General features: G+C 65.0%; 18 protein-coding genes. 8 read left to right on the forward strand and 10 right to left on the reverse strand.

Features of this window, described 5'->3' with window-relative positions:
* Positions 1–176: 176 nt before the first annotated feature.
* From dut to ubiE, 4 genes are read right to left on the reverse strand one after another with little or no spacing between them, the layout of a single operon-like run.
* Complete coding sequence (gene dut / locus Q0D31_RS07295) at positions 177–635, reverse strand: dUTP diphosphatase (RefSeq protein WP_291847632.1); 459 nt, start codon at positions 633–635, stop codon at positions 177–179.
* The gene (coaBC, locus tag Q0D31_RS07300) at positions 632–2,056 is read right to left on the reverse strand and encodes a bifunctional phosphopantothenoylcysteine decarboxylase/phosphopantothenate--cysteine ligase CoaBC (RefSeq protein ID WP_291847634.1); all 1,425 of its coding nucleotides are present in this window, start codon (positions 2,054–2,056) and stop codon (positions 632–634) included. Before coaBC ends, dut begins: the two co-directional genes overlap by 4 nt.
* A 55-nt stretch (positions 2,057–2,111) precedes the next feature.
* Complete coding sequence (gene ubiB / locus Q0D31_RS07305) at positions 2,112–3,686, reverse strand: 2-polyprenylphenol 6-hydroxylase (RefSeq protein WP_291847639.1); 1,575 nt, start codon at positions 3,684–3,686, stop codon at positions 2,112–2,114.
* A complete protein-coding gene (ubiE, locus tag Q0D31_RS07310) occupies positions 3,683–4,444 on the reverse strand; it encodes a bifunctional demethylmenaquinone methyltransferase/2-methoxy-6-polyprenyl-1,4-benzoquinol methylase UbiE (protein ID WP_291848151.1) in 762 nt (253 codons plus the stop codon). Before ubiE ends, ubiB begins: the two co-directional genes overlap by 4 nt.
* An 80-nt stretch (positions 4,445–4,524) precedes the next feature.
* Here ubiE and mutM point away from each other — a divergent pair, with 80 nt between their 5' ends.
* Together mutM and ggt are read left to right on the forward strand one after the other, a co-directional pair.
* Complete coding sequence (gene mutM / locus Q0D31_RS07315) at positions 4,525–5,406, forward strand: bifunctional DNA-formamidopyrimidine glycosylase/DNA-(apurinic or apyrimidinic site) lyase (RefSeq protein ID WP_291847642.1); 882 nt, start codon at positions 4,525–4,527, stop codon at positions 5,404–5,406.
* Positions 5,407–5,425: 19 nt separating this feature from the next.
* Complete coding sequence (gene ggt, locus Q0D31_RS07320) at positions 5,426–7,105, forward strand: gamma-glutamyltransferase (RefSeq protein WP_291847646.1); 1,680 nt, start codon at positions 5,426–5,428, stop codon at positions 7,103–7,105.
* A 100-nt stretch (positions 7,106–7,205) separates the two neighbouring features.
* On the opposite strand, the gene Q0D31_RS07325 is transcribed toward ggt, so the two are convergent.
* Complete coding sequence (locus tag Q0D31_RS07325; RefSeq protein WP_291847649.1) at positions 7,206–8,537, reverse strand: serine protease; 1,332 nt, start codon at positions 8,535–8,537, stop codon at positions 7,206–7,208.
* Positions 8,538–8,794: 257 nt separating this feature from the next.
* Here Q0D31_RS07325 and moeB point away from each other — a divergent pair, with 257 nt between their 5' ends.
* Positions 8,795–9,598, forward strand: a complete 804-nt coding sequence (gene moeB / locus Q0D31_RS07330; protein ID WP_291847652.1) for a molybdopterin-synthase adenylyltransferase MoeB — start codon at positions 8,795–8,797, stop codon at positions 9,596–9,598.
* Positions 9,599–9,893: 295 nt separating this feature from the next.
* On the opposite strand, the gene Q0D31_RS07335 is transcribed toward moeB, so the two are convergent.
* A complete protein-coding gene (locus tag Q0D31_RS07335) occupies positions 9,894–10,895 on the reverse strand; it encodes a D-glycerate dehydrogenase (protein ID WP_291847656.1) in 1,002 nt (333 codons plus the stop codon).
* Positions 10,896–11,242: 347 nt separating this feature from the next.
* Here Q0D31_RS07335 and Q0D31_RS07340 point away from each other — a divergent pair, with 347 nt between their 5' ends.
* A complete protein-coding gene (locus tag Q0D31_RS07340; RefSeq protein WP_291847659.1) occupies positions 11,243–11,770 on the forward strand; it encodes an SH3 domain-containing protein in 528 nt (175 codons plus the stop codon).
* Between the two features lie 130 nt (positions 11,771–11,900).
* Here the strand turns inward: Q0D31_RS07340 and irrA are convergent, their stop codons facing one another.
* Positions 11,901–12,368, reverse strand: a complete 468-nt coding sequence (irrA, locus tag Q0D31_RS07345) for an iron response transcriptional regulator IrrA (protein WP_291847662.1) — start codon at positions 12,366–12,368, stop codon at positions 11,901–11,903.
* Positions 12,369–12,734: 366 nt separating this feature from the next.
* On the opposite strand from irrA, the gene fabA reads away from it, so the two are divergent.
* The 3 genes from fabA (at position 12,735) to fabV (ending at position 15,807) form a co-directional block, all read left to right on the forward strand.
* A complete protein-coding gene (gene fabA / locus Q0D31_RS07350; protein WP_291847665.1) occupies positions 12,735–13,256 on the forward strand; it encodes a bifunctional 3-hydroxydecanoyl-ACP dehydratase/trans-2-decenoyl-ACP isomerase in 522 nt (173 codons plus the stop codon).
* A 75-nt stretch (positions 13,257–13,331) separates the two neighbouring features.
* A complete protein-coding gene (gene fabB / locus Q0D31_RS07355; protein WP_291847668.1) occupies positions 13,332–14,555 on the forward strand; it encodes a beta-ketoacyl-ACP synthase I in 1,224 nt (407 codons plus the stop codon).
* A gap of 79 nt (positions 14,556–14,634) precedes the next feature.
* The gene (gene fabV, locus Q0D31_RS07360; RefSeq protein WP_291847671.1) at positions 14,635–15,807 is read left to right on the forward strand and encodes an enoyl-ACP reductase FabV; all 1,173 of its coding nucleotides are present in this window, start codon (positions 14,635–14,637) and stop codon (positions 15,805–15,807) included.
* Positions 15,808–15,827: 20 nt separating this feature from the next.
* Here fabV and Q0D31_RS07365 read toward each other — a convergent pair whose 3' ends face one another.
* Positions 15,828–16,775, reverse strand: a complete 948-nt coding sequence (locus Q0D31_RS07365; protein WP_291847674.1) for a LysR substrate-binding domain-containing protein — start codon at positions 16,773–16,775, stop codon at positions 15,828–15,830.
* A 99-nt stretch (positions 16,776–16,874) separates the two neighbouring features.
* On the opposite strand from Q0D31_RS07365, the gene katG reads away from it, so the two are divergent.
* Positions 16,875–19,028: a catalase/peroxidase HPI gene (gene katG, locus Q0D31_RS07370; RefSeq protein WP_291847677.1), complete on the forward strand. Its 2,154-nt coding sequence runs from the start codon at positions 16,875–16,877 to the stop codon at positions 19,026–19,028.
* An 83-nt stretch (positions 19,029–19,111) separates the two neighbouring features.
* On the opposite strand, the gene Q0D31_RS07375 is transcribed toward katG, so the two are convergent.
* Both Q0D31_RS07375 and pnp read right to left on the reverse strand, forming a co-directional pair.
* A complete protein-coding gene (locus Q0D31_RS07375) occupies positions 19,112–19,861 on the reverse strand; it encodes a superoxide dismutase (protein ID WP_291847680.1) in 750 nt (249 codons plus the stop codon).
* Between the two features lie 219 nt (positions 19,862–20,080).
* Entirely contained in the window at positions 20,081–22,237 is a 2,157-nt protein-coding gene (gene pnp / locus Q0D31_RS07380; RefSeq protein WP_291848154.1) for a polyribonucleotide nucleotidyltransferase, read from the reverse strand.
* Between the last annotated feature and the right edge of the window lie 100 nt (positions 22,238–22,337).

Here is a 22,337-nt window from a genome sequence, read left to right on the forward strand (position 1 = left end):
GCGCTCCGTACGAATCGGTTGAGAGTATCCCCTTGGGGAGTCGGGCGGTAAGAGTCCAGACCGTGAACGTGAAAGCCGGTTGTGAAAAAATGCTGCATTGAACAATCGCGGCGAATCTCGCCAAGCCGGGCCGCATCCCGACCTGCCGGGTCGATCCTTACCGGTCGGGGATTCGATCAGCGGCCGGTCGATCCGAAGCCGCCGCTGCCGCGCCCGGTGGCCGAAAGCGTCCCCACCTCAACCAGTTGCGCCCGCACCACCGCCGCGATCACGAGCTGCGCGATGCGTTCACCGCGCCGAACGGCAAAGGCCTCATTGCCGTGGTTGATCAGCAGCACGCTGATCTCGCCGCGATAATCCGCATCCACCGTGCCGGGCGAATTCAGCACGGTGACGCCGTGTTTGGCGGCGAGGCCGGAGCGGGGCCGCACCTGGGCCTCGTAGCCGGAGGGCAGCGCGATCGAAAGCCCGGTCGGTACGGCAGCGTATCTGCCGGGCGCTAGAATCAAGGGCGTGTCTGCGGGCACCGCGGCCAGCAGATCGAGGCCGGCTGCGTCTGCGCTCTGGTAGGCCGGCAAAGCGAGACCCTCGCCGTGCGGCAGTTGGCGGATATCGACCTTTATGGTCGCGTTCACGAAGACTCCTCCAGCGCTTTGGCGATCGCCGCTACCAGTTTGTCCGCGACCTGTTCCTTGGTCATGACCGGCCATGAATCGACGTCGATATCCTTGCCCTTGCGCGTCAGCAGGTGGACGGTGTTGCGATCACCGCCCATCACGCCTGTCGCCGGCGAGACGTCATTGGCGAGGATCCAGTCGCAGCCCTTGCGCGCGATCTTGGCCTTGGCATTGTCTATGAGATGCTCGGTCTCGGCGGCAAAGCCGATCACCAGCGGCGGCCGCTCGTCCTTCAGCCTCGAGATGGTCGCGAGAATATCCGGGTTCTCCACCAGTGCGAGCTGCGGCATGCCGGCCGTGGTCTTCTTCAGCTTCTGCGCGCCTTCGCTGGCGACGCGCCAGTCGGCGACGGCGGCAGCGAAGATGGCGATGTCCGCCGGCAGCGCGGCTTCGACCTGATCGAGCATGTCGCGCGCCGATTCCACCCGGATTACCGTCACCCCGGCGGGATCGCGCAAGCCCACCGGGCCGGAGACCAGCGTGACATCCGCGCCTGCCGCCTGCGCGGCCGCGGCGATGGCAAATCCCTGCTTGCCCGACGAGCGATTGGCGATGTAGCGCACGGGATCGATCGGCTCATGGGTCGGCCCCGCCGTGATCAAGACGTGCTTGCCGGCGAGCGGCCTCGGTTTGGGCGGCCGCAGCATGTCGATGGCGGCGGCGGCAATCTCGGTGGGTTCTGACATCCGCCCGACGCCGGCTTCGCCGGCTTCGGCCATTTCGCCGGCATTGGGTCCGGTCATGGCGACGCCGTCGCGACGCAGCTGCAGCACGTTGCGGCGGGTGGCCGCGTTGTTCCACATCAGCGGGTTCATGGCGGGCGCCAGCAGGATCGGCCGGTTCGTCGCCAGCAGGATCGCGCTGGCGAGATCGTCGGCATGGCCCTGCGCCATCTTCGCCATCAGGTCTGCGGTTGCGGGCGCCACCACGATCAGGTCGCATTCGCGGGCGAGCCGGATATGCCCGGCGTCGAACTCGCTGCCGGCGTCGAACAGGTCGGTATGGACGCGCTGGTGCGACAGCGCGCTGGCGGCGAGCGGCGTGACGAATTGCTGCGCGGCCCTGGTCAGCACGCAGCGGACGTCGATGTGCCGCTCCTTCAGGCGCCGGATCAGGTCGAGCGCCTTGTAGGCGGCAATGCCGCCGCCGATGATCAAGGTGACGCGGGCCTCACCATGGACGGCCTGCGGCGCGGTGGGCCGTTCAGATTGAGCCGGGGCGGCGGTCGGCGCCGGGGCGGCCGTCGCCGGCCGACCCTCGCAATAATCGCGCAGGATGACCCGCACCTCCTCCTCGACCGAACGGCCATTGCTGGCGGAGCGAAGCCGCAGATGCGACTTGATGGCGTCGTCGAGCTTTCGGATGGTCAGGCTGGCCACGGGCAATCTCCGAAGTCATGAAATCAATGATATCACATGTATGCTATCAATGCAATCATAACTGTCGAACGGCAACCAGAATTCCGAGGAAGGTGATCGCAATGATCCAGAGCGCCACCGTCCGCCAGCGGCTCTTGCGGCCCTCGGCACGGCCCAGCGCCGCAATCGTCTCCGGCGACAAGGTCAGGCCTTCCCGGGTCATCTTCTCCATGTTCTCGAGCACCGCAACCGCGCGCGACGCGATCGACGGCAGGCTCGCCATCACCCGGCCGAGTTCGCCCGCCCCCGACACCGCGCCCTCGATCCGTCCCACCGGGCCGAGATTGCGCTCGATCCATTCGCGCACCACGGGGTCGGCGATCTTCCAGATATCGAGCTTCGGGTCGAAACCGCGCGCCACGCCTTCCACAACCACCATGGTCTTCTGCAGCAGGATCAATTCGGGCCGGGTCTGCATGTCGAACAGTCCGGTGACCTCGAGCAGCAGGGTCAGCAGCTTCGCCATCGAGATTTCTTCGGCGGTGCGGTTGTGGATCGGCTCGCCGATGGCGCGGATCGCTTGCGCGAAATTGTCGACCGAGTGATGACCGGGCACGTAGCCGGCCTCGAAATGCACCTCGGCGACACGGCGGTAGTCGCGGGTGATGAAGCCGAGCAGGATTTCGGCCAGGAAGCGCCGCTCCTTCGGCCCGAGGCGGCCCATGATGCCGAAATCGACGGCGACCAGCCGGCCGGCATCGTCGAGGAACAGGTTTCCCGGATGCATGTCGGCATGGAAGAAACCGTCGCGCAGCGCGTGGCGCAGGAAGCTCTGGATCACCTTGCGGCCGAGGTCGGGCAGGTCGACGTTCGAGGCTTCGAGGCGGGCATGGTCGTTCAGCGCGATGCCGTCGATCCATTCCATCGTCAGCACGTTATGGGTGGTGCGGTCCCAGTCGACGGCCGGCACGCGAAAATCCGGGTCGTCCCGTGTGTTCTCCGCCATCTCCGACAGCGCGGCCGCTTCCAGCCGCAGGTCCATCTCCATCGCCACCGACCGCGACATCGTGTTGATGACCTCGATCAGCCGCAGCCGCCGCGCTTCGGCCGAATGCGCCTCCGCATTGTGGGCGACAAAAAAGAAATCGGCGAGGTCGCGGCGGAAACGCGCGGCGACATTGGGCCGCAGCACTTTCACCGCGACCGATTTGCGGATGCCATCGCGCTCGGTCTCGCCGCGATGCACCTGCGCGATCGAAGCTGCGGCGACCGGCGGGCCAAAGCTGACAAACGACTGCGCCACAGGGCGTTCCAGCGACAGCGCGATCACGGCCTCGGCCTCGGCCTGCGAGAACGGCGGCAGCCGGTCCTGCAGGCTCTCGAGGTCGCGCGCCATCGCCACGCCAACGACGTCGGGCCGGGTCGCCAGAAACTGTCCGAGCTTGAGGTAGGCAGGGCCAAGCCGCGTCAGCGCGCGCGACAGCCGCGGCCCGGATTTGACGCCGGGGCGCTCAATCAGCCGCGCCAGCCGCAGCGCTAACTGGGCGGGCGGCGGCACCAGACTTGGATCGACGACGCCGAACACGCCCTCGCGCGCGAACACGAAGGCGGCACGCACCAGCCGCGCGATGTGGGTCGCCGCAGAGATCACAAACGCCAGCCCGAATGCAGCGCCACCACGCCGCCGGAGAGGCTCTCCCATTTCACCCGGGAAAACCCGGCGGCGCGGATCATCTCGGCAAACTCATTGGGCCTGGGAAACTTCCGGATCGATTCGACGAGGTACTGATAGGATTGCGCATCCCCGGTCACGGCGCGGCCGAGCGGCGGAATCACGTTGAACGAGAAAAAATCGTACAACCGGTCGAGCCCGGGAATGTCGACGGTGGAGAATTCGAGGCAGAGGAACCGGCCGCCGGGCCGGAGCACGCGGTAGGCCTCGCGTAGCGCGGCGTCGATCCGCGGCACGTTGCGGATGCCGAATGCAATGGTGCAGGCGTCGAAGCTGCGATCGGGAAAAGCCAGCGCCTCGGCATTGCCCTCGACGAACGAAACCTGCCGGTCGAGATGTCGCGCCAAGGCCCGGTTGCGGCCGACCTCGAGCATGTCGGCGTTGATGTCGCAGACGGTGGCGTGGAAGCCGGCTCCGGCCGCCTCGGCCGCGCGGAAGGCGATATCGCCGGTGCCGCCGGCGAGGTCGAGCAGCGCAAACGGCGCATCCCCCTTCGGCGGGTTGAGCGCATTGATCATGATGCCCTTCCAGACCCGGTGCAGTCCCGCCGACATCAGATCGTTCATCAGGTCGTAGCGCGCCGCCACGCTGTGAAACACCTCGTTCACCAGCGTCTGCTTGTCCCCCAGGGGCACATCCCGGAAGCCAAAATGGGTGGTTTGATCCGGCCGATCCATCAACTCATACTCCGTCCGCCGACCATAGCGCGCCCGCCGCAATGGCGCTATCACGTCACCTCCATAAGGTGAATGCCCGCATGCCTGAATTGCCCGAAGTCGAGACCGTCCGCCGCGGCCTGCAGCCCGCCATGGAGGGGTCGACAATCCTCAAGGCCGAAGCCCGGCGCAAGGACCTGCGGTTTCCCTTTCAAAAGGACTTTATCGCGCGGCTGGAGGGCCAGACCGTGACCGGCCTCGGCCGCCGCGCCAAGTACCTGATGGCGGATCTTGGCTCCGGCGACGTGCTGCTGATGCACCTGGGCATGTCCGGGTCGTTCCGGGTGCTGCACGATAGCGCCGCCGCCGCGCCGGGCCGGTTCCACCATCCGCGCGGCGAGGAACGCGCGCATGATCACGTGGTGTTTCACATGTCGTCGGGCGCCTCCGTCGTGTTCAACGATCCGCGCCGCTTCGGCTACATGAAGGTCATCGCCCGCAATGCGCTGGAGCACGAACCGCTGCTGAAGGGCCTTGGCCCCGAACCGCTCGGCAATGAGTTCGACGCCGCGATGCTGGCGCGCGCCTGCGCCAACAAGAAGACCAGCCTGAAGGCGGCGCTGCTCGACCAGCGCGTGGTCGCCGGTCTCGGCAACATCTATGTCTGCGAGGCGCTGTACCGTTCGCATCTGTCGCCGCGCCGGCTGGCCGCGACGCTGTCGACGAAAAAGGGAGAGCCCACCGATCACGCCGGGCGGCTGGTGACGTCGATCCACGCCGTGCTCAACCAGGCGATCAGGGCCGGCGGCTCCTCGATCAGCGATCACCGCCAGACCTCGGGCGAACTCGGCTATTTCCAGCACGCGTTTACGGTCTATGACCGCGCCGGCGAAAAGTGCCAGACGGCGCGCTGCGGCGGCGTCGTGCGCCGCTTCGTCCAGAACGGGCGCTCGACATTCTGGTGCGCGAAATGCCAGAAGTGACAACAAGCGGGGAAAAACCATGACGGGCCATTGGCGGGATCGCGCAGCCACCAGCTTTCAATGCCTGAAGCATCCGGCCTCCGGCAGCCGCGGCATGGTGGTCAGCAATCATCCGCTGGCGTCCAGTGCGGGTGCCCAAATGCTCGCCGCCGGCGGCAACGCCATCGATGCAGCGATCGCGACGCTGTTCACGCTGACGGTAGTCGAGCCGATGATGGTCGGCATCATCGGCGGCGGCATGGCCCATATCCGGCTCGCCGACGGCAGCCATCGCTTCATCGACGGCCAGAGCACGGTGCCGCTGGCGGTCAAGCCCGACACCTACAAATCCAAACCCGGCTCGGCGCATGACGTGTTCGATACCGTGGGCGATGAAAACCTGAATGGGCCGAAAGCGGTCGCGGTGCCGGGCTCACTGAAGGCCTGGTGCGAGACGCTGCAGCGGTTCGGCACCATGCCGCTTGCTGACGTCATGCAGCCCGCGATCAGGCACGCCGCGCGCGGCTTTGCGGTCACGCCCTATCTGCACGAATGCATTGCCGACGGCGCCGGCGAGATGCTGAAGGACAAGGCGATCTCGGCGATCTATCTGCCGAAGGGGACGCCACTGCAGGCCGGTGAGCGCGTGGTGCAGCCGGAATATGCGGAGACGCTGACCTATATCGCGCAGCATGGCGAGGCGGCGCTTTATCACGGCCCGCTCGGCGATATCCTCGTCGACTACATGAAGAAGCATGGCGGCTTCATCACCAGCAAGGACCTCACGAGCTACAAGACTGTCGAGCGCCAGCCTATCCGCGGCGACTATCGCGGCTGGGAAATCCTGGGCCCGCCGCCGCCCGCGGCCTCCGGCGTGCATATCACGCAGATGCTCAACATTCTCGAAGGCTATGACATCGCCGGACTCGGCTTCGGCTCCGCCGCGACGATCCACTATCTCGCCGAAGCGCTCAAGATCGCCTTTGCCGACCGCGCCGCCGCCAGCGGTGATCCTGATTTCATCAACGTGCCGGTCGAGCGCCTGACCTCGAAGGCTTATGCCGACGAACGCCGCCGCATGATCAATCCCGGCCGCGCGCAGGCCTGGGGCGCCGGCGTGACGCAGCTCGAGAGCGCCGATACCACGCACATGACCGCGGCCGACGCGTTCGGCAACGTGGTCGCGACCACGCAGACCATCAACAATCTGTTCGGCGCCAGGATACTGATTCCGGGCCTTGGCACGGTGCCGAACAATTACATGAACCTGTATGATCCGCGTCCCGGACACGCGCTGTCGCTGGCGCCGGGCAAACGCGTCACCACCTCGATGTCGCCTGTCATGGCGCTGCGCGGCGGCAAGCTCGTCTATGCGCTCGGTCTGCCCGGCGGAAAGCGGATCTTTCCAAGCGCGATGCAGGCGCTGATCAATTTGATCGATCACGGTATGAGCCTGCAGGAGGCGGTGGAGGCGCCGCGGGTCTGGACCGAGGGCAACGCGCTCGAGGTCGAACTGGCGGTGCCGGAAAGCGTCCGCGCCAGGCTCGCCGCGATCGGCCACACCGTGCAGGCGGTGCCGACGGTCGCAGGGGGCATGAATGCGATCCAGTTTCATGCGGATGGGACGATGTCGGGCGCGGCCTGCTGGCGCGCCGACGGCACCCCGATCGGAATCGCCGGCGGCCTGGCGCGCGCCGGCGTGAGGTTCGGGTTGAGCTAGCTGCATCAAAGACGGTCATACCCGCGAAAGCGGGTATCCAGTACGCCACGGCCTATGGATATTGCCGCGAACGTCCCTGGAATACAGCGCCGGGTCGTGCCTACTTCCGCACGCAGATCACACGAACCACCGATGCTCTTGCGTCCGTCGATGCGCCTGACGTCTTGACGTCATGGGCTTTGAGGAAATTGCGCACGGTGTCTGCCGTCACCAGGACGGCCTGGGTCGCCGATCCCGTGTTCGCCGGCCCGGCCATTTGCGCCGGCTTCAGCAGCGCGACGCCGGCGAACTTGCCGTCGCCGTCGAGCGCGGCAGAACCGGAGAAGCCGGGCGTCGGCGCCGGCGAAAGCGCCACATCTTTGCCGCCGTCGAACTGGGCCACCGACGCCTTGACGCTGCTGACCGCGGCGCCGCCGCCCTGGCTCAGCGGATCGGCAATGCCGGTAAGGTCGAGCGCGGTTTTCGCGGCGTTGGTGGCGAGGTTGAGCGCCTTCAGCCCGCGTGCGCCATAGATGCGCAACAGCGCGAGTTCATGCGCCTTGTCCTCGGCGACGCGATCCGCGTTGCCAAAGCCTGCGATCGCGACCGCGAGGCAGCCGTCGGTGATCTGGCGGTCGGCAATGATCGCGCCGTCGTCGCTGACCACGATCCCGGTGCCGTATTCCACGGCCTTGCGTGGCGGCGGCCCCGCGGTTTGCACGGCAGCCGCAAACGGGTTGAACGCGCTCGACATCGCGATCACCACCGGCCCCACGGCAGTCTCGACCGCCGGGTCGTAGAGGATGGTGAGGATGCGAACCTCGTCGCCCCTGAGGGCGCCGCGCAGGTAGAACTTCTTCAGGCCCTGCAGACCGGACAGCACGAAGAAGTCGGGCTTGACCACGGTGTAGTCGATGCGGCGCCCGGCCTCCTTCTTCTCGCGCTCGGCGATCCCTGCCGTCGTGGCGTTGCTCTCCTTGCGCCGCTCCAACACGATCTGGACCGTTCCGGTCGCAGACGTCCATCTGGCGCCTTTGGCGTCGCTGGTCTGCTGCGGCGCCAGTTTGGTGGGGATGCCGAGCCGCGCGCCGCTGCCGGAGTCGGTGACGATCTTCCAGCCGACGCTCTCCTGCTTTCGCTTCGCGGTGTCGGCGAGCACCCCGCGCTCCTGCGGATTGAGCACGCCGGTTGGCTTGGCGCCGCGTCCTTTCTGGAATTCCTTGATGGCGGCGACCATGCGCGCGCTGGCGTCGCCCGTGATCGCGCCGTTGTACAGGCCGACCCAGGCGAGGTCCGACTGCAGCGCCAGTCGTTCGGCCTGGCCCATCGTATTCGCCGTTTCCTCCGGCTTTTGCAGCGCGGGACGGGCCGGCGCCGCCGGCTGCGCGGAGGCTCCCGCCACCGCCGCCACTACGCCTGCCATCACCAATGTTGCCGAAATCAGCGATCTCATGACATATCCAGCAGGATGCAGGCGTGGAATGGCGAAGGGGTCATTGACGTGCGCCCAATCAAGCACATCTGCTTGGTCGGCGACAGCCGCGCCCCGGTTCAGGGAATCTCGTTATCCCTCATCCTGAGGAGCCGCGAAGCGGCGTCTCGAAGGATGGCCGCGGGCGCGATCGGGGCCGCAGGGTTCGAGACGCGCGTTCCGCGCTCCTCACCATGAAGGTTTGATAGGGTGATGTCGGGGGAGAAAGAATTGCGACTATGCTGACGGTCGACGAACTTGAACGCTACGCCCGCCATATCGTGCTGCGCGAGGTCGGCGGCCCCGGCCAGGCCGCGCTGAAGCAGGCGTCGGTGCTGGTGGTCGGCGCCGGCGGCCTCGGCGCGCCGGCTCTGATGTATCTGGCGGCCGCCGGCGTCGGCACGCTCGGCGCCGTGGATGACGACATCGTCTCGCTGTCCAATCTGCAGCGCCAGATCATTCATGCAACGCCCGACATCGGACGGCGCAAGGTTGACAGCGCGGCCGAGCGGATTGGCGCGCTCAATCCCCACGTTCAATTCCAGACGCATGCGGTTCGCGTGGGCGCCACGAACGTGATGTCGCTGATCGCCGACTACGATCTCGTGCTCGACGGCTCCGACAATTTCGAAACCCGCTACCTGGTTTCCGACGCTTGTTTCTTCGCCGGCAAGCCGCTGATCTCGGCGGCGCTGGGCCAGTTCGACGGATCTCTGACCACGATTCGCGCCCATGAGCGTGGCGACGACGGCAAGTTCAATCCGACCTATCGCTGCCTGTTCCCCGAACCGCCGCCGCCGGGCACCGTGCCGGCCTGCGCCGAGGCCGGCGTGATGGGTGCGCTGGCGGGCATCCTGGGCTCGATGATGGCGCTGGAGGCGATCCGCGAAATCGTCGGCTTCGGCGAGAGTCTGGTCGGGCGGCTGGTGATGGTGGACGCCCGCGCGATGCGGTTCGAGACCTTGCGCTATGCGCGCGACCCGGCCAACCCGCTCAATGGCGATGCGCCCACGATCACCGATTTGAGCGGCTATGCGGCGTAGGGTCCCCCGCGTGGTTGCCCCCACCCCGGCCCTCCCCCGCAAGCGGGAGAGGGAGTCGTCCAGCGTTTGCGGGACGGACTGAACTTCAACCGCCAAACAAATCAGGCGATCGAGCGCAGCGGACGCCACGCGACGTGCTGCTCTCCCTCTCCCGCTTGCGGGGGAGGGTCGGGGTGGGGGTCTCGCCACGAGGGCAATCGCCGATAACAGGACGAGCTTTTTCCGCTCGCCCTCACCGCTTCTCGCTGTCCATGTGCGCCAGCAGCGCGTCCGGATAGCGCTTGCCGTCTCGCGCTCACAGCATGCTGGGCAGCACGCGGTCCGGCGGCTTGTGATTGTCGAGGAAGGTGCGGATGTTGATGATGACCTTCTCGCCCATCTCGACACGGCCTTCGATGGTGGCCGAGCCCATATGCGGCAGCAGCGTCGCCTTGCCGGCCCTGGCGAGGCGCACCAGCTTCGGGTTGACCGCGGGCTCGTGCTCGTAGACGTCGAGGCCGGCGCCGCCGATGTCGCCGCTCTCGATCAGCTTGATCAGCATGTCCTCGTCGATCACTTCGCCGCGGGCGGTGTTGACGATGTAGGCGTCTTTCCGAATGAGCTTGAGCCGCCGCGCCGATAGCAGATGGTAGGTCGCGGGCGTATGCGGACAATTCACCGAGATGATGTCCATCCGCGTCAGCATCTGGTCGAGGCTTTCCCAATAGGTCGCGCCCAGTTCTTCGGCGATGACAGGGGCCACCGGACGGCGGTTGTGGTAGTGGATCTGCAGGCCAAACGCGCGCGCCCGGCGCGCGACGGCTTGGCCGATGCGTCCCATGCCGATGATTCCGAGGCGCTTGCCGCCGATGCGATGGCCGAGCATCCAGGTCGGCGACCAGCCCGGCCAGTTCTTGCCTTCGGTCAGGATCGTCGCGCCCTCGATCAGCCGGCGCGGCACCGCAAGAATCAGCGCCATGGTCATGTCGGCGGTGTCTTCGGTCAAGACCTTCGGCGTATTGGTGACAGTGATGCCGCGCGCATGCGCAGCCGCAACGTCGATATTGTCGACGCCATTGCCGAAATTGGCGATCAGACGCAGCCTGCAGTCGGGATGCTTGAGGATGTCCTCGCTGATCACGTCGGTGACCGTCGGCACCAGCACGTCGGCGGTACGCGCGGCGTGGGCAATCTGCTCCGGCGTCATCGGCGTATCGTCAAGATTAAGCCTTGCGTCGAACAGCTCGCGCATCCGGGTCTCGATCGAGTCCGGCAGCTTGCGGGTGACGACGACGAGAGGCTTTTTCTTAACCGACATTCTCTGCTCTCACGCAGCGACGGCTCGCCGGAGCTCGCTGTTCAGACCTCGTTAACCCGGTTGTTCGACACTGCAGACGCCAAGCGGTCCCGGCGCCCCGCTGTTTCCTCAGGTAAGTTCTTGGGTTCCCAAATACTTGCCGCGGATGCTCAGCGGAAAATTCGGGTGTTCTTGTTCGCGACGTTCCGTCCTCTCTATCAGAAGGCCGGGCCAAGACAAGAACCCCTCGGAAACCACCATCCGGGGGTCCTAAAGCGCGGCGCAGGGGTCTGGGGTTTTTTGAGCGTCGGCAGACGGATTCAACCCGAAACATTCGGGTTGCGGGCATCTCGGCGGGAGACGGGTTGATGGCGTTGGGACGTGTGTGTTCGGTGGCGGTGCTGGCGGGTTGCTGGCTTGTCGCATCGGTCAGCACGGGGCTCTCCGCCAAGGATTCGGCCATCACCACCAGCGGCCTTCCGGTGCCGCGATATGTCAGCCTGAAATCGGACCATGTGAATGTCAGGGCCGGTCCAACCAAGGACAATGATGTTGCCTGGGTCTATACCCGCTCCGGCCTGCCGGTCGAGGTCACGGCCGAATTCGAGAACTGGCGCCGCGTCCGCGACTCCGAGGGCGCGGAGGGCTGGGTCTATCACTCGCTGTTGTCCGGCCGCCGCACCGCGGTCGTCACCATGAAGACCAAGGAAGAGCTGGCGCCGCTCTACGAGAGCGCCGATCCGAAGGGCGCCATCGCGGCCCGCCTGCAGGCCGGCGTCGTCGCCCAGGTCAAGAAATGCGCCGCGGGCTGGTGCCGCGTCACCGGCAACGGCTTTGACGGCTGGATCGAACAGCGGCGGCTCTGGGGCGTTTACGCCGACGAGAAGGTGGATTGACGCTGCAGCGTCATTCCGGGGCGATGCGTCAGCATCGAACCCGTAACCTCGAGATTCCCCGGTCCGCCATGGCGCACCTGAGGTTCACGCTCCGCGTGCCCCGGAATGACAATCCATTTTTCGGAAAAGTTCAGCGCTTCCGGCGCAGCCGCACGACCATGTCGATGCGCGCGATCTCGTAGCCTTCGGGCACCTCCGGCATCCGCGACAGCACCAGATGCGGATCGGGGATATCGACCAGTTCGTGGTTGTTCTCGAGATAGAAATGGTGGTGCGCCGTGACATTGGTGTCGAAATACGTCTTGGTGCCGTCGACCGAGACCTGACGCAGCAGGCCCGCGTCCGTGAGCTGATTGAGGGTGTTGTAGACGGTGGCAAGCGACACCGGAACCTTGGCGAGCGTCGCCTCCTCGTACAGCATTTCCGCGGTCAGGTGGCGGGCGCCCTTGCCGAACAGCAGCCATCCCAGCGCCATGCGCTGGCGGGTCGGCCGCAACCCGGCGGCCTGCAACATTTCGTTGACGTCGTGCCACGGACAGCCGGTCAGCGCCGGCTGATGCCCGGCAGCGCGCGCGGCATCGACGCCGTCGTCGTTCAAGGTTGAAGCTGGGTCGTTGATATCCACTGCGGCCACCGCGCTCCGGCAATAACTCTGCCTAATATAAAAGGAAATCAGTTAGATGCAAGTTTTTCGCAACTAGAACGAACCCAAGGTTACCAGGCGATCCCTCGTTGCAGAGGAATCGAGGCGCGAGAGCGCACCTTCTTGGCCATTTCGCGCGCTTTGCCGGGCCCGAAGCCCTATGTTAGACAATGCGAGGATCACATATGTGATTTTGGCGGGGGTTAAAGCCCTTGCGATCGAAAGCGCGTCTGCGTGCGGGGAAGCGTCCTCCCGCAGGTACTAATGGGTCCGGTTCGCTCCAAAGCGCTCCATCGGGACATCTCAGAGAGGCCGGATACCATGCTGGAACGTCGCAGCGGTTACGAATACGAGGATTTGCTGGCCTGCGGACGCGGTGAGATGTTTGGCCCCGGCAATGCGCAGTTGCCGCTGCCGCCGATGCTGATGTTCGACCGCATCACCGAAATTACCGAGAAGGGCGGCGAGTATGGCAAGGGCCTGATCCGGGCGGAACTCGATGTGAAGGCGGACCTCTGGTTTTTCGGCTGCCACTTCAAGAACGATCCGGTCATGCCGGGCTGTCTCGGCCTGGACGCCATGTGGCAAATGGTTGGTTTCTATCTCGGCTGGATCGGCGGCGAGGGGCGCGGCCGGGCGCTGGGGCTTGGTGAACTGAAGTTCTCCGGCCAGGTGCTGCCGAACGTCCGCAAGGTTGTGTACAACGTCGACATGAAACGCGTGATGCGCTCAAAGCTGGTGCTCGGCGTTGCCGACGGCTGGCTTTCCATGGACGGCGAGATTATCTATCGCGCGAAGGACCTGAAGGTCGGACTGTTCAAGCAGGGCTCCGAGCCCACCTGATCGGCGCGATCAAACACCGGCACACCTTCACACCAGAACCTATCCACACAAAACCTAACGGCAGGCGAGGCGATCATGAGGCGGGTTGTCATCACGGGGATGGGCATCGTCTCCTCCATCGGAAACAACACCCAGGAAGTACTGGCGAGCCTCCATGAGGCGCGATCCGGAATCACGCGCGCGGAAAAATACGCCGAGCTTGGCTTTCGCTCCCAGGTGCAGGGCGCCCCGACGCTCAATCCGGCCGAGGTCATCGACCGGCGCGCGATGCGGTTCCTTGGCGAGGGCGCGGCGTGGAACCACATCGCCATGGAGCAGGCGATCCAGGACTCCGGTCTGCAGCCTTCCGAAGTGTCCGACGTCCGCACCGGCATCATCATGGGCTCGGGCGGACCTTCCGCGCGCACCATCGTCGAAGCCGCCGACATCACCCGGACCAAGGGACCCAAACGCGTCGGGCCGTTCGCGGTGCCGAAGGCGATGTCGTCGACGGCATCGGCCACACTGGCGACCTGGTTCAAGATCAAGGGCGTGAACTATTCGATCTCGTCGGCCTGCGCCACCTCGAACCATTGCATCGGCAACGCCTATGAAACCATCCAGATCGGCAAGCAGGACGTGATCTTCGCCGGCGGCTGCGAGGAACTCGACTGGTCGCTTTCGGTGCTGTTCGACGCGATGGGCGCGATGTCCTCGAAATACAACGATACGCCCGCTACCGCTTCCCGCCCCTACGATGTCAGCCGCGACGGTTTCGTGATCGCCGGCGGCGCCGGCGTGGTGGTGCTGGAAGAACTCGAACACGCCCAGGCGCGCGGCGCGCGCATCTACGCCGAAGTGGTCGGCTACGGCGCGACCTCGGATGGCTACGACATGGTCGCTCCCTCGGGCGAAGGCGCCGAGCGCTGCATGCGCATGGCGATGGCGACCGTGAAGACGCCGGTCGACTACATCAATCCGCACGCGACCTCGACGCCGGCCGGTGATCCCCCGGAAATCGAGGCGATCCGAAAGGTGTTCGGCACCGGCGACAAGTGCCCGCCGATCTCGGCGACCAAGGCGCTGACCGGTCACTCGCTCGGCGCCACCGGCGTCCAGGAAGCGATCTATTCGCTGTTGATGATGAACAACGGCTTCATCTGCGAGAGCGCCAACATCACCGAGCTCGACCCTGTGTTCGCCGACATGCCGATCGTGCGCAAGCGCATCGACAACGCCAGGCTCGGCACCGTGCTGTCGAACTCCTTCGGCTTCGGCGGCACCAACGCGACGCTGGTGTTCAAGCGGATGGATGCTTGATCTTGCCTCGGTTGTTTTCGCGGGGCGGTATCGGCAGGTCGCCGATGGTGAGTTTGCAACGGTCCGAAACGGGGTAGGCATGATTATCGAACCGCGCGTGCGGGGCTTCATCTGCACGACGGCGCATCCTGTCGGCTGCGCCGCCAATGTCCGCGAGCAGATCGCTTACGTTCTCCGCCAGGGGCCCATTCCCGAGTGTCCCAAGCGCGTCGCCGTGCTGGGGTGTTCGACGGGGTACGGTCTGGCGAGCCGCATTGTCGCGACTTTCGCCGGAGGCGCGGAAACCATCGGCGTGTCGCTGGAGCGCGAGCCTTCGGCTACCAAGAGCGGCAGCGCCGGCTGGTACAACAACCGCGCCTTCGAGCTTGAGGCGAAGAAGATTGGACGCTCTCCTCTCACGCTCGAGGGCGACGCCTTCTCCAACGATTTGAAAAAAACCTTCATCGACCGTGTCCGCGAAAAGTTCGGACAGCTGGACCTGCTGGTCTACAGCATGGCTGCGCCGGTCCGCACCGACCCGGACACCGGCCAGACCTATCGCTCGGCGATCAAGCCGCTCGGCGTTCCCGTTGACATCAAGACCCTCAACACCGAGAGCGGCGAGGTCTTCGAGACCACCATTGCGCCGGCGAGTGAGGACGAAGCGGCCGCCACGGTCGCGGTAATGGGGGGCGAAGACTGGAAGCGCTGGATCGACCGGCTCGCCGACGCCGGCGTGCTGGCGCCGGGCTTCCGGACGCTGAACTACACCTATATCGGCAGCGAACTGACCTGGCCGATCTACTGGAAAGGCACGCTGGGTCGCGCCAAAGTCGATCTCGACCGCAAGGCGGCAGACATCCGAAGCCGGCTCGGCGCTGACTCGGCCCGCGTGGTGGCGCTGAAGGCGGTGGTCACCCAGGCGAGTTCGGCGATTCCGGTGGTGCCGCTTTATGGCACGGTGCTGTTCAAGGTCATGAAGCAACTCGGGCTCCACGAAGGCTGCATCGAACAGATCGATCGTCTGTTCCGGACGCGCCTTGGCCCGGGCGCCGAAGTCGACGAGGCGCAGCGCATCCGACTCGACGACCGGGAGCTCTCGCCGGAAGTCCAGGCCGAGGTGTTGCGACGGTGGCCGCTGCTATCAACCGAAACGCTCGGGGAACTGGCGGACCTTCCGGAATACCGGAGCCAGTTCCTGCGCCTGTTCGGATTTGGTATCGCCGGCGTCGACTACGCCAGGGACGTCGACCCCCGCGTCGTGACGGATTGAGCCGCTGGGAAACCACGCGTTCATGCGCGTCGGTCCGGCGATTTCCGCGCTGACGGTCCCGCCTTGTGCTCCTTGCGCAACGCATCGGCCGAGACGCAAACCACCTCGGAGATCTGCTTGAGCTGCCCGGCCAGCGGGCTTGTCTTGCGCCACACCATGCCGATCGTTCGCGCCGGTTGCGGGTTCCTGAAGCGCGCGACGCAGACCGGCGCCGATCGCGTCTCCACTGCGACTGCCATTTCCGGGATCAGAGTGACGCCGATGCCGGCGCCAACCATCTGAACGAGGGTCGACAGCGAACTGGCGTCCAGCACCTCCCGCGGCGGCGATGCTTGCATGTTGCAAAACGACAGCGCCTGATCGCGGAAGCAGTGCCCTTCCTCCAGCAGCAGCAGCCTCATTTCGCGCAGCGTCTCGTGGCTCGGCACCGGCATTCCCTTGTCCGCGCCCGGCCGGACCAGCAGGAAGTTCTCTGAAAAACATCTGACCTCGGTCAGCGACGGTTCGGACACCGGCAGCGCCACGATGGCGGTGTCGAGCCGGCCTTCCACGACTTCCTTGATCAGCCTCGGCGTCAGCGTCTCACGCACGTGAATGTCCAGCTCGGGATGCATGCGCGCGAGATTCTCGATGACCTTGGGCAGCAAATAGGGAGCAATCGTCGGAATCATACCGATGCGCAGCCGCCCCGCGAGCCGGTCCTGCGAGGCGCGCGCAAAGTCGCCGAGTTCGTCGACCGAGCGCAGGATCTCGCCGATGCGTTGGACGATCTCTTCCCCGAATTTCGTCAGCGTGACCTGCCGCGCGCTTCGCTCCAGCAGCACGCCGCCGAGGATTTGTTCCATTTCCTTGATCTGCATCGACAGGGCCGGCTGCGAAATTGAACATGACTCCGCCGCGCGCCCGAAATGGCGATGGCGTGCCAGCGCATCGAAGTAGCGAAGCTGTCTGAGCGTCGTCTGTATCATCAGATTATCTTATCCGATCGATCAAAAAAATCAACTTTACCTGATGGAAGGCTGTGATTAGATTGCGCCCAATCCGACAGGAACCATCAGGAGACGACCATGGACGATGTAACCAAATGCCCGTTCTCGGGCGGCGCGCGCCGACGCGGCAATCGCGACTGGTGGCCGGACGCGCTTGATATTTCGGTTCTTCACCAGCGGTCAACGCTGTCCGATCCGATGGGCAGGACGTTCGACTACGCCAAGGAATTCAAGTCGCTCGACCTCAATGCGGTGATCAAGGACCTGCATGCGTTGATGACGGACTCGCAGCCATGGTGGCCGGCGGACTTTGGGCACTATGGCGGCCTGATGATCCGCCTGGCGTGGCACAGCGCCGGGACCTACCGCACCACCGACGGCCGCGGCGGCGCCGGCGCGGGTCAGCAGCGCTTTGCGCCGCTGAACAGCTGGCCCGACAACGCCAACCTCGACAAGGCGCGCCGGCTGCTGTGGCCGATCAAGCAGAAGTATGGTCAAAAAATCTCGTGGGCCGACCTGATGGTTCTGGCGGGCAACGTCGCCCTGGAGTCGATGGGCTTCAAGACGTTTGGCTTTGCCGGCGGCCGCGCCGACGTCTGGGAGCCGGAAGAATTGTTCTGGGGTCCTGAGGGTACCTGGCTTGGCGACGAGCGCTACAGCGGCGAACGCCAGCTCGCGGAGCCGTTGGGCGCCGTGCAGATGGGCCTTATCTACGTCAATCCCGAGGGGCCGAACGGCAATCCGGACCCGCTCGCGGCGGCGAAGGACATCCGCGAAACCTTCTCCCGTATGGCGATGAACGACGAGGAAACCGTCGCCCTGATTGCCGGGGGCCATAGCTTCGGCAAGACCCATGGCGCCGGCGATCCGTCGCTGGTCGGCCCGGAACCGGAAAGCGGTGCGCTTGAAGACCAGGGCCTTGGCTGGAAGAGCAAGCATGGCACCGGTATCGGAGCCGACGCCATCACCGGCGGCCCGGAAGTCACCTGGACGCAGACGCCGACCAAGTGGAGCAACCTGTTCTTCAAGAACCTGTTCGAGAACGAATGGGAGCTGACCAAAAGCCCGGCCGGGGCAAAGCAATGGCGGGCCAAGAACGCCGAAGCGACGATTCCTGACGCCTTCGACAAGTCGAAGAAGCATGTACCGACCATGCTCACCACCGACCTGTCGCTGCGCTTTGATCCCGCCTACGAGAAGATCTCGCGGCGCTTCCACGAGCATCCGGACCAGTTCGCTGATGCCTTTGCGCGCGCCTGGTACAAGCTCACGCATCGCGACATGGGGCCCGTCGCGCGCTATCTCGGCCCGCTGGTGCCGAAGGAAACGCTGATCTGGCAGGACCCGATCCCGGCCGTGGATCACCCGCTGATCGGCGAGCAGGACATTGCCGCGCTGAAGGCGAAAATTCTCGCCTCCGGCCTCTCGGTTTCCCAGCTGGTCTCGACCGCGTGGGCGTCGGCATCGACGTTCCGCGGCTCTGACAAGCGCGGCGGTGCGAATGGCGCGCGTATTCGCCTGAGTCCCCAGAAGGACTGGGAGGTCAACCAGCCGGTCGAACTCAAGACGGTCCTGCAGAAGCTCGAAGCCATCCAGAAGGAGTTCGGCAAGAAGGTGTCGCTGGCCGACCTGATCGTGCTCGGCGGCTGCGCGGCGGTCGAAAAAGCCGCCGGGGATGCCGGCGTGAACGTCAAGGTCCCGTTCACGCCGGGACGCATGGATGCATCGCAGGATCAAACGGATGCGGAGTCCTTTGCCCCGCTCGAACCGCGCGCCGACGGCTTCCGCAACTACATCAACGGCAAGAAGCATCAGTTCATGAAGCCGGAGGAGGCGTTGGTGGACCGGGCGCAATTGCTGACGTTGACGGGGCCCGAGATGACGGTTCTCCTTGGCGGACTGCGTGTCCTTGGCGCCAATACGGCGAATTCCAAGCATGGCGTGTTTACCAACCGGCCCGAGAAGTTGACCAACGACTTCTTCGTCAACCTGCTCGACATGAGCGCGCAATGGCAGCCGGCCGGGGCCGAGGGAATCTACGAGGCGCGCGACCGCAAGACCAGCGCGGTCAAGTGGACCGGCACCCGCGTCGACCTGATTTTCGGTTCGCACTCGCAGCTCCGCGCCTTCGCGGAGGTCTATGCCTGTGCGGATTCGAAGGAGAAGTTCGCCCGGGACTTCGTGGCGGCATGGAACAAGGTGATGAACCTCGATCGCTTCGAACTCGCCTGAGCTCCACGACAGCACAAGACACAAAAAAGGGCGACCGAAAGGCCGCCCTTTTTCCTTGTCAGATCGCCTTTGAACACCTGGCGTTACACACCCAGTGTTCCCGTCTTCGCTGCGGCGTAGCGCTGCGCGACCTTGCTCCAGTTCACCGTGTTCCACCACGCCTTGAGATAGTCGGCGCGTCGGTTCTGGTAGTTGAGGTAATAGGCGTGCTCCCAGACGTCGTTGCCCATCAGCGCGCGCTTGCCGTCCATCATCGGATTATCCTGGTTCGGGCGGGTCTCGATCGCGAGCTTGCCGTCCTTGGCGACCGTGACGAACACCCAGCCGGAGCCGAACTGGCGCAAGCCGGCGGCGTTGAAGTCGTTCTGGAACTTCTCCATGCCGCCGAGATCGCGGTCGATCGCGGCCAGCACCTCGCCTTCGGGCTTGCCGCCGTTCGGGCCCATGATTTCCCAGAACATGGTGTGGTTGGCATGGCCGCCGAGGTTGTTGCGGACGGCGAATTTGACGCTCTCATCAAGCGCGTTCAGATTGCCGAGCACGTCCTGCACCGCCGCCGTTCCAAGCTGCGGATTGGTTTTGACAAGGTTGTTGAGGTTGGTGATGAAGGCCTGATGATGCCGGGTGTGATGAATCTCCATCGTCCTGGCGTCGATATGCGGCTCCAGCGCCGCCGTCGGGTAGGCCAGCGGTGGCAGCGTGAAGGGTCCGGTTGGTGCGGCCGCAGCAGGCGCGGGTGCCGCGGCTTGCGCGAAGCCGAGGCGCGGGGCCGCTGCGACGGCGGCGATGCTGGTTGCCGCAAGCATCAGATGGCGCCGGGACATGAATGACATCGATTTCTCCTTGGCTGTTGCTTCTTTATCTGTGACGTGACGATGGGCCGTGGGTCGCCGCACGCGGCCGCACAGCAAGCTACGACAAAAGGCTGGAGCCGGGTTTCGTTGCAGGGCTGCGGCGGAATAGCACAGGGCCTCCCGGTTCGAACTTCTACCGCGCGAGCAGCAAGAAGGGGCGACCTTTCAGCCGCCCCTCATTCACTTTCCGGCGATGGACTACTCGCCGGCTGCCTCGCGCGGGGCCGGGGCTTCCGCCTTCTGCTTCGCCTCGAGGTCCTCGCCGGTGGCCTGATCGACCACCTTCATCGACAACCGCGTCTTGCCGCGGTCGTCGAATCCGAGCAGCTTGACCTTGACCTTGTCGCCCTCTTTGACGACGTCGGAGGTCTTCTGCACGCGGTTGACCGCGAGCTGGCTGATGTGGACGAGGCCGTCCTTGGCGCCAAAGAAGTTCACGAACGCGCCGAACTCCATCACCTTGACCACGGTGCCCTCGTAGATCTGGCCGATCTCCGGGTCGGAGGCGATCGACTTGATCCACTTGATCGCGGCCTTCATCGCCTCCCCGTCGTTGGAAGCGACCTTCACGGTGCCGTCGTCGTCGATATTGACCTTGGCGCCGGTCTTCTCGACGATCTCGCGGATCACCTTGCCGCCGGTGCCGATCACTTCACGGATCTTGTCGGTCGCGATCTTGAAGGTCTCGATGCGCGGCGCGTATTCGCCGAGTTCGGCGCGGGCGTTGGTGAGCGCCTTGGCCATTTCGCCAAGGATGTGGATGCGCCCGTCCCTGGCCTGCCCGAGCGCGACCTTCATGATCTCCTCGGTGATACCCTCGATCTTGATATCCATCTGCAACGAAGTGATGCCCGCCTCTGTGCCGGCCACCTTGAAGTCCATGTCGCCGAGATGATCCTCGTCGCCGAGAATGTCGGACAGGACCGCAAAGCGCGAACCCTCCAGGATCAGGCCCATCGCGATGCCGGCGGTCGGCCGCTTCAACGGAACGCCCGCATCCATCAGCGCCAGCGACGCGCCGCACACCGAGGCCATCGACGACGAGCCGTTGGATTCGGTGATCTCGGAGACCACGCGCACCGTGTAAGGGAATTCGTGGTGCGGTGGCAGCACCGGATGGATCGCCCGCCATGCCAATTTGCCGTGGCCGATCTCGCGGCGCTTGGTGCCGCCGAGCCGGCCGGTTTCGCCTACCGAGTAGGGAGGGAAATTGTAGTGCAGCAGGAACGTCTCTTTATACGTTCCCGACAGCGCGTCGATATACTGCTCGTCTTCGCCGGTGCCGAGCGTGGTAACGACCATCGCCTGGGTTTCACCGCGGGTGAACAGCGCCGAACCGTGGGCGCGCGGCAGCACGCCGACTTCCGCGATGATGTTGCGCACGGTCTTGGGGTCGCGGCCGTCGATCCGCTTGCCGGTGTCGAGGATGTTCCAGCGAACGATCTTGGCCTCGAGCTCCTTGAACACGGCGGCGATCCGCAGCTTGTCGTATTTCGGCTCCTGCCCTTCCGGGAAGTAGTGGGCCATCACCTTTTCCTTGGCCTTGCCGACCGCGGCGTAGCGGTCCTGCTTGACCGGGATCGCGTAGGCGGCGCGCAGGTCGCGCTCGATCAGCTCGAGGATTTCCTTCTCCAGCACGCTTTCGTCGACGACCTTGACGTCGCGCGGCTCCCTGGCGGCTTTCTCGGCCAGTTCGATGATCGCCTTGATCACCGGCTGGAAGTGACGATGTCCGAACATCACGGCGCCGAGCATGATGTCCTCGTTGAGCTCCTTGGCTTCCGATTCCACCATCAGCACGGCGTCGGCGGTGCCGGCGACGACCAGGTCGAGCTGGGTCTCGACCATTTCGTCCAGCGTCGGATTGAGGACGTATTCGTCATTGATGAAGCCGACGCGGGCGGCGCCGATCGGACCCTTGAACGGCGCTCCCGATATCGTCAGCGCGGCCGACGAGGCGACCAGCGCCAGGATGTCGGGATCGTTCTCCATGTCGTGCGACAGCGTCGTCACGATCACCTGGGTTTCGTTGCGCCAGCCGTTCACGAACAAGGGACGGATCGGGCGGTCGATCAGGCGGGAAACCAGTGTTTCCTTTTCGGTCGGCCGTCCCTCGCGCTTGAAATAGCCGCCGGGAATGCGGCCCGCAGCATAGGTTTTCTCCTGATAATCGACGGTCAGCGGCAGGAAGTCGACGCCTTCGCGCGGTGTCTTGGCGGCGACGACGGTTGCGAGCACGATGGTCTCGCCATAGGTCGCCAGCACGGCGCCGTCGGCCTGGCGGGCGATCTTGCCGGTTTCCAGCCTGAGGGGACGTCCACCCCAGTCGATCTCTACGGAATGCTTATTGAACATTTCGGTTTCTTTCATGGGTTCCCGGGAGGGTGAAGCCTGGAAACACAAAGACCATGCGCAAGATTGCGGGACGCTGATCGCAATGGGCGATCAGCGGCCG

The organism is Bradyrhizobium sp., assembly GCF_022844465.1.
Lineage (GTDB): Bacteria > Pseudomonadota > Alphaproteobacteria > Rhizobiales > Xanthobacteraceae > Bradyrhizobium.

Coding starts and splice junctions, on each gene's coding strand:
- ubiE (WP_291848151.1), bottom strand. CDS start 4,444: ATGGATCGGCCGGATCAAACCACCCATTTTGGCTTCCGGGATGTGCCC.
- mutM (WP_291847642.1), top strand. CDS start 4,525: ATGCCTGAATTGCCCGAAGTCGAGACCGTCCGCCGCGGCCTGCAGCCC.
- ggt (WP_291847646.1), top strand. CDS start 5,426: ATGACGGGCCATTGGCGGGATCGCGCAGCCACCAGCTTTCAATGCCTG.
- Q0D31_RS07325 (WP_291847649.1), bottom strand. CDS start 8,537: ATGAGATCGCTGATTTCGGCAACATTGGTGATGGCAGGCGTAGTGGCG.
- moeB (WP_291847652.1), top strand. CDS start 8,795: ATGCTGACGGTCGACGAACTTGAACGCTACGCCCGCCATATCGTGCTG.
- Q0D31_RS07335 (WP_291847656.1), bottom strand. CDS start 10,895: ATGTCGGTTAAGAAAAAGCCTCTCGTCGTCGTCACCCGCAAGCTGCCG.
- Q0D31_RS07340 (WP_291847659.1), top strand. CDS start 11,243: ATGGCGTTGGGACGTGTGTGTTCGGTGGCGGTGCTGGCGGGTTGCTGG.
- fabA (WP_291847665.1), top strand. CDS start 12,735: ATGCTGGAACGTCGCAGCGGTTACGAATACGAGGATTTGCTGGCCTGC.
- fabB (WP_291847668.1), top strand. CDS start 13,332: ATGAGGCGGGTTGTCATCACGGGGATGGGCATCGTCTCCTCCATCGGA.
- fabV (WP_291847671.1), top strand. CDS start 14,635: ATGATTATCGAACCGCGCGTGCGGGGCTTCATCTGCACGACGGCGCAT.
- Q0D31_RS07365 (WP_291847674.1), bottom strand. CDS start 16,775: ATGATACAGACGACGCTCAGACAGCTTCGCTACTTCGATGCGCTGGCA.
- katG (WP_291847677.1), top strand. CDS start 16,875: ATGGACGATGTAACCAAATGCCCGTTCTCGGGCGGCGCGCGCCGACGC.
- Q0D31_RS07375 (WP_291847680.1), bottom strand. CDS start 19,861: ATGTCATTCATGTCCCGGCGCCATCTGATGCTTGCGGCAACCAGCATC.
- pnp (WP_291848154.1), bottom strand. CDS start 22,237: ATGTTCAATAAGCATTCCGTAGAGATCGACTGGGGTGGACGTCCCCTC.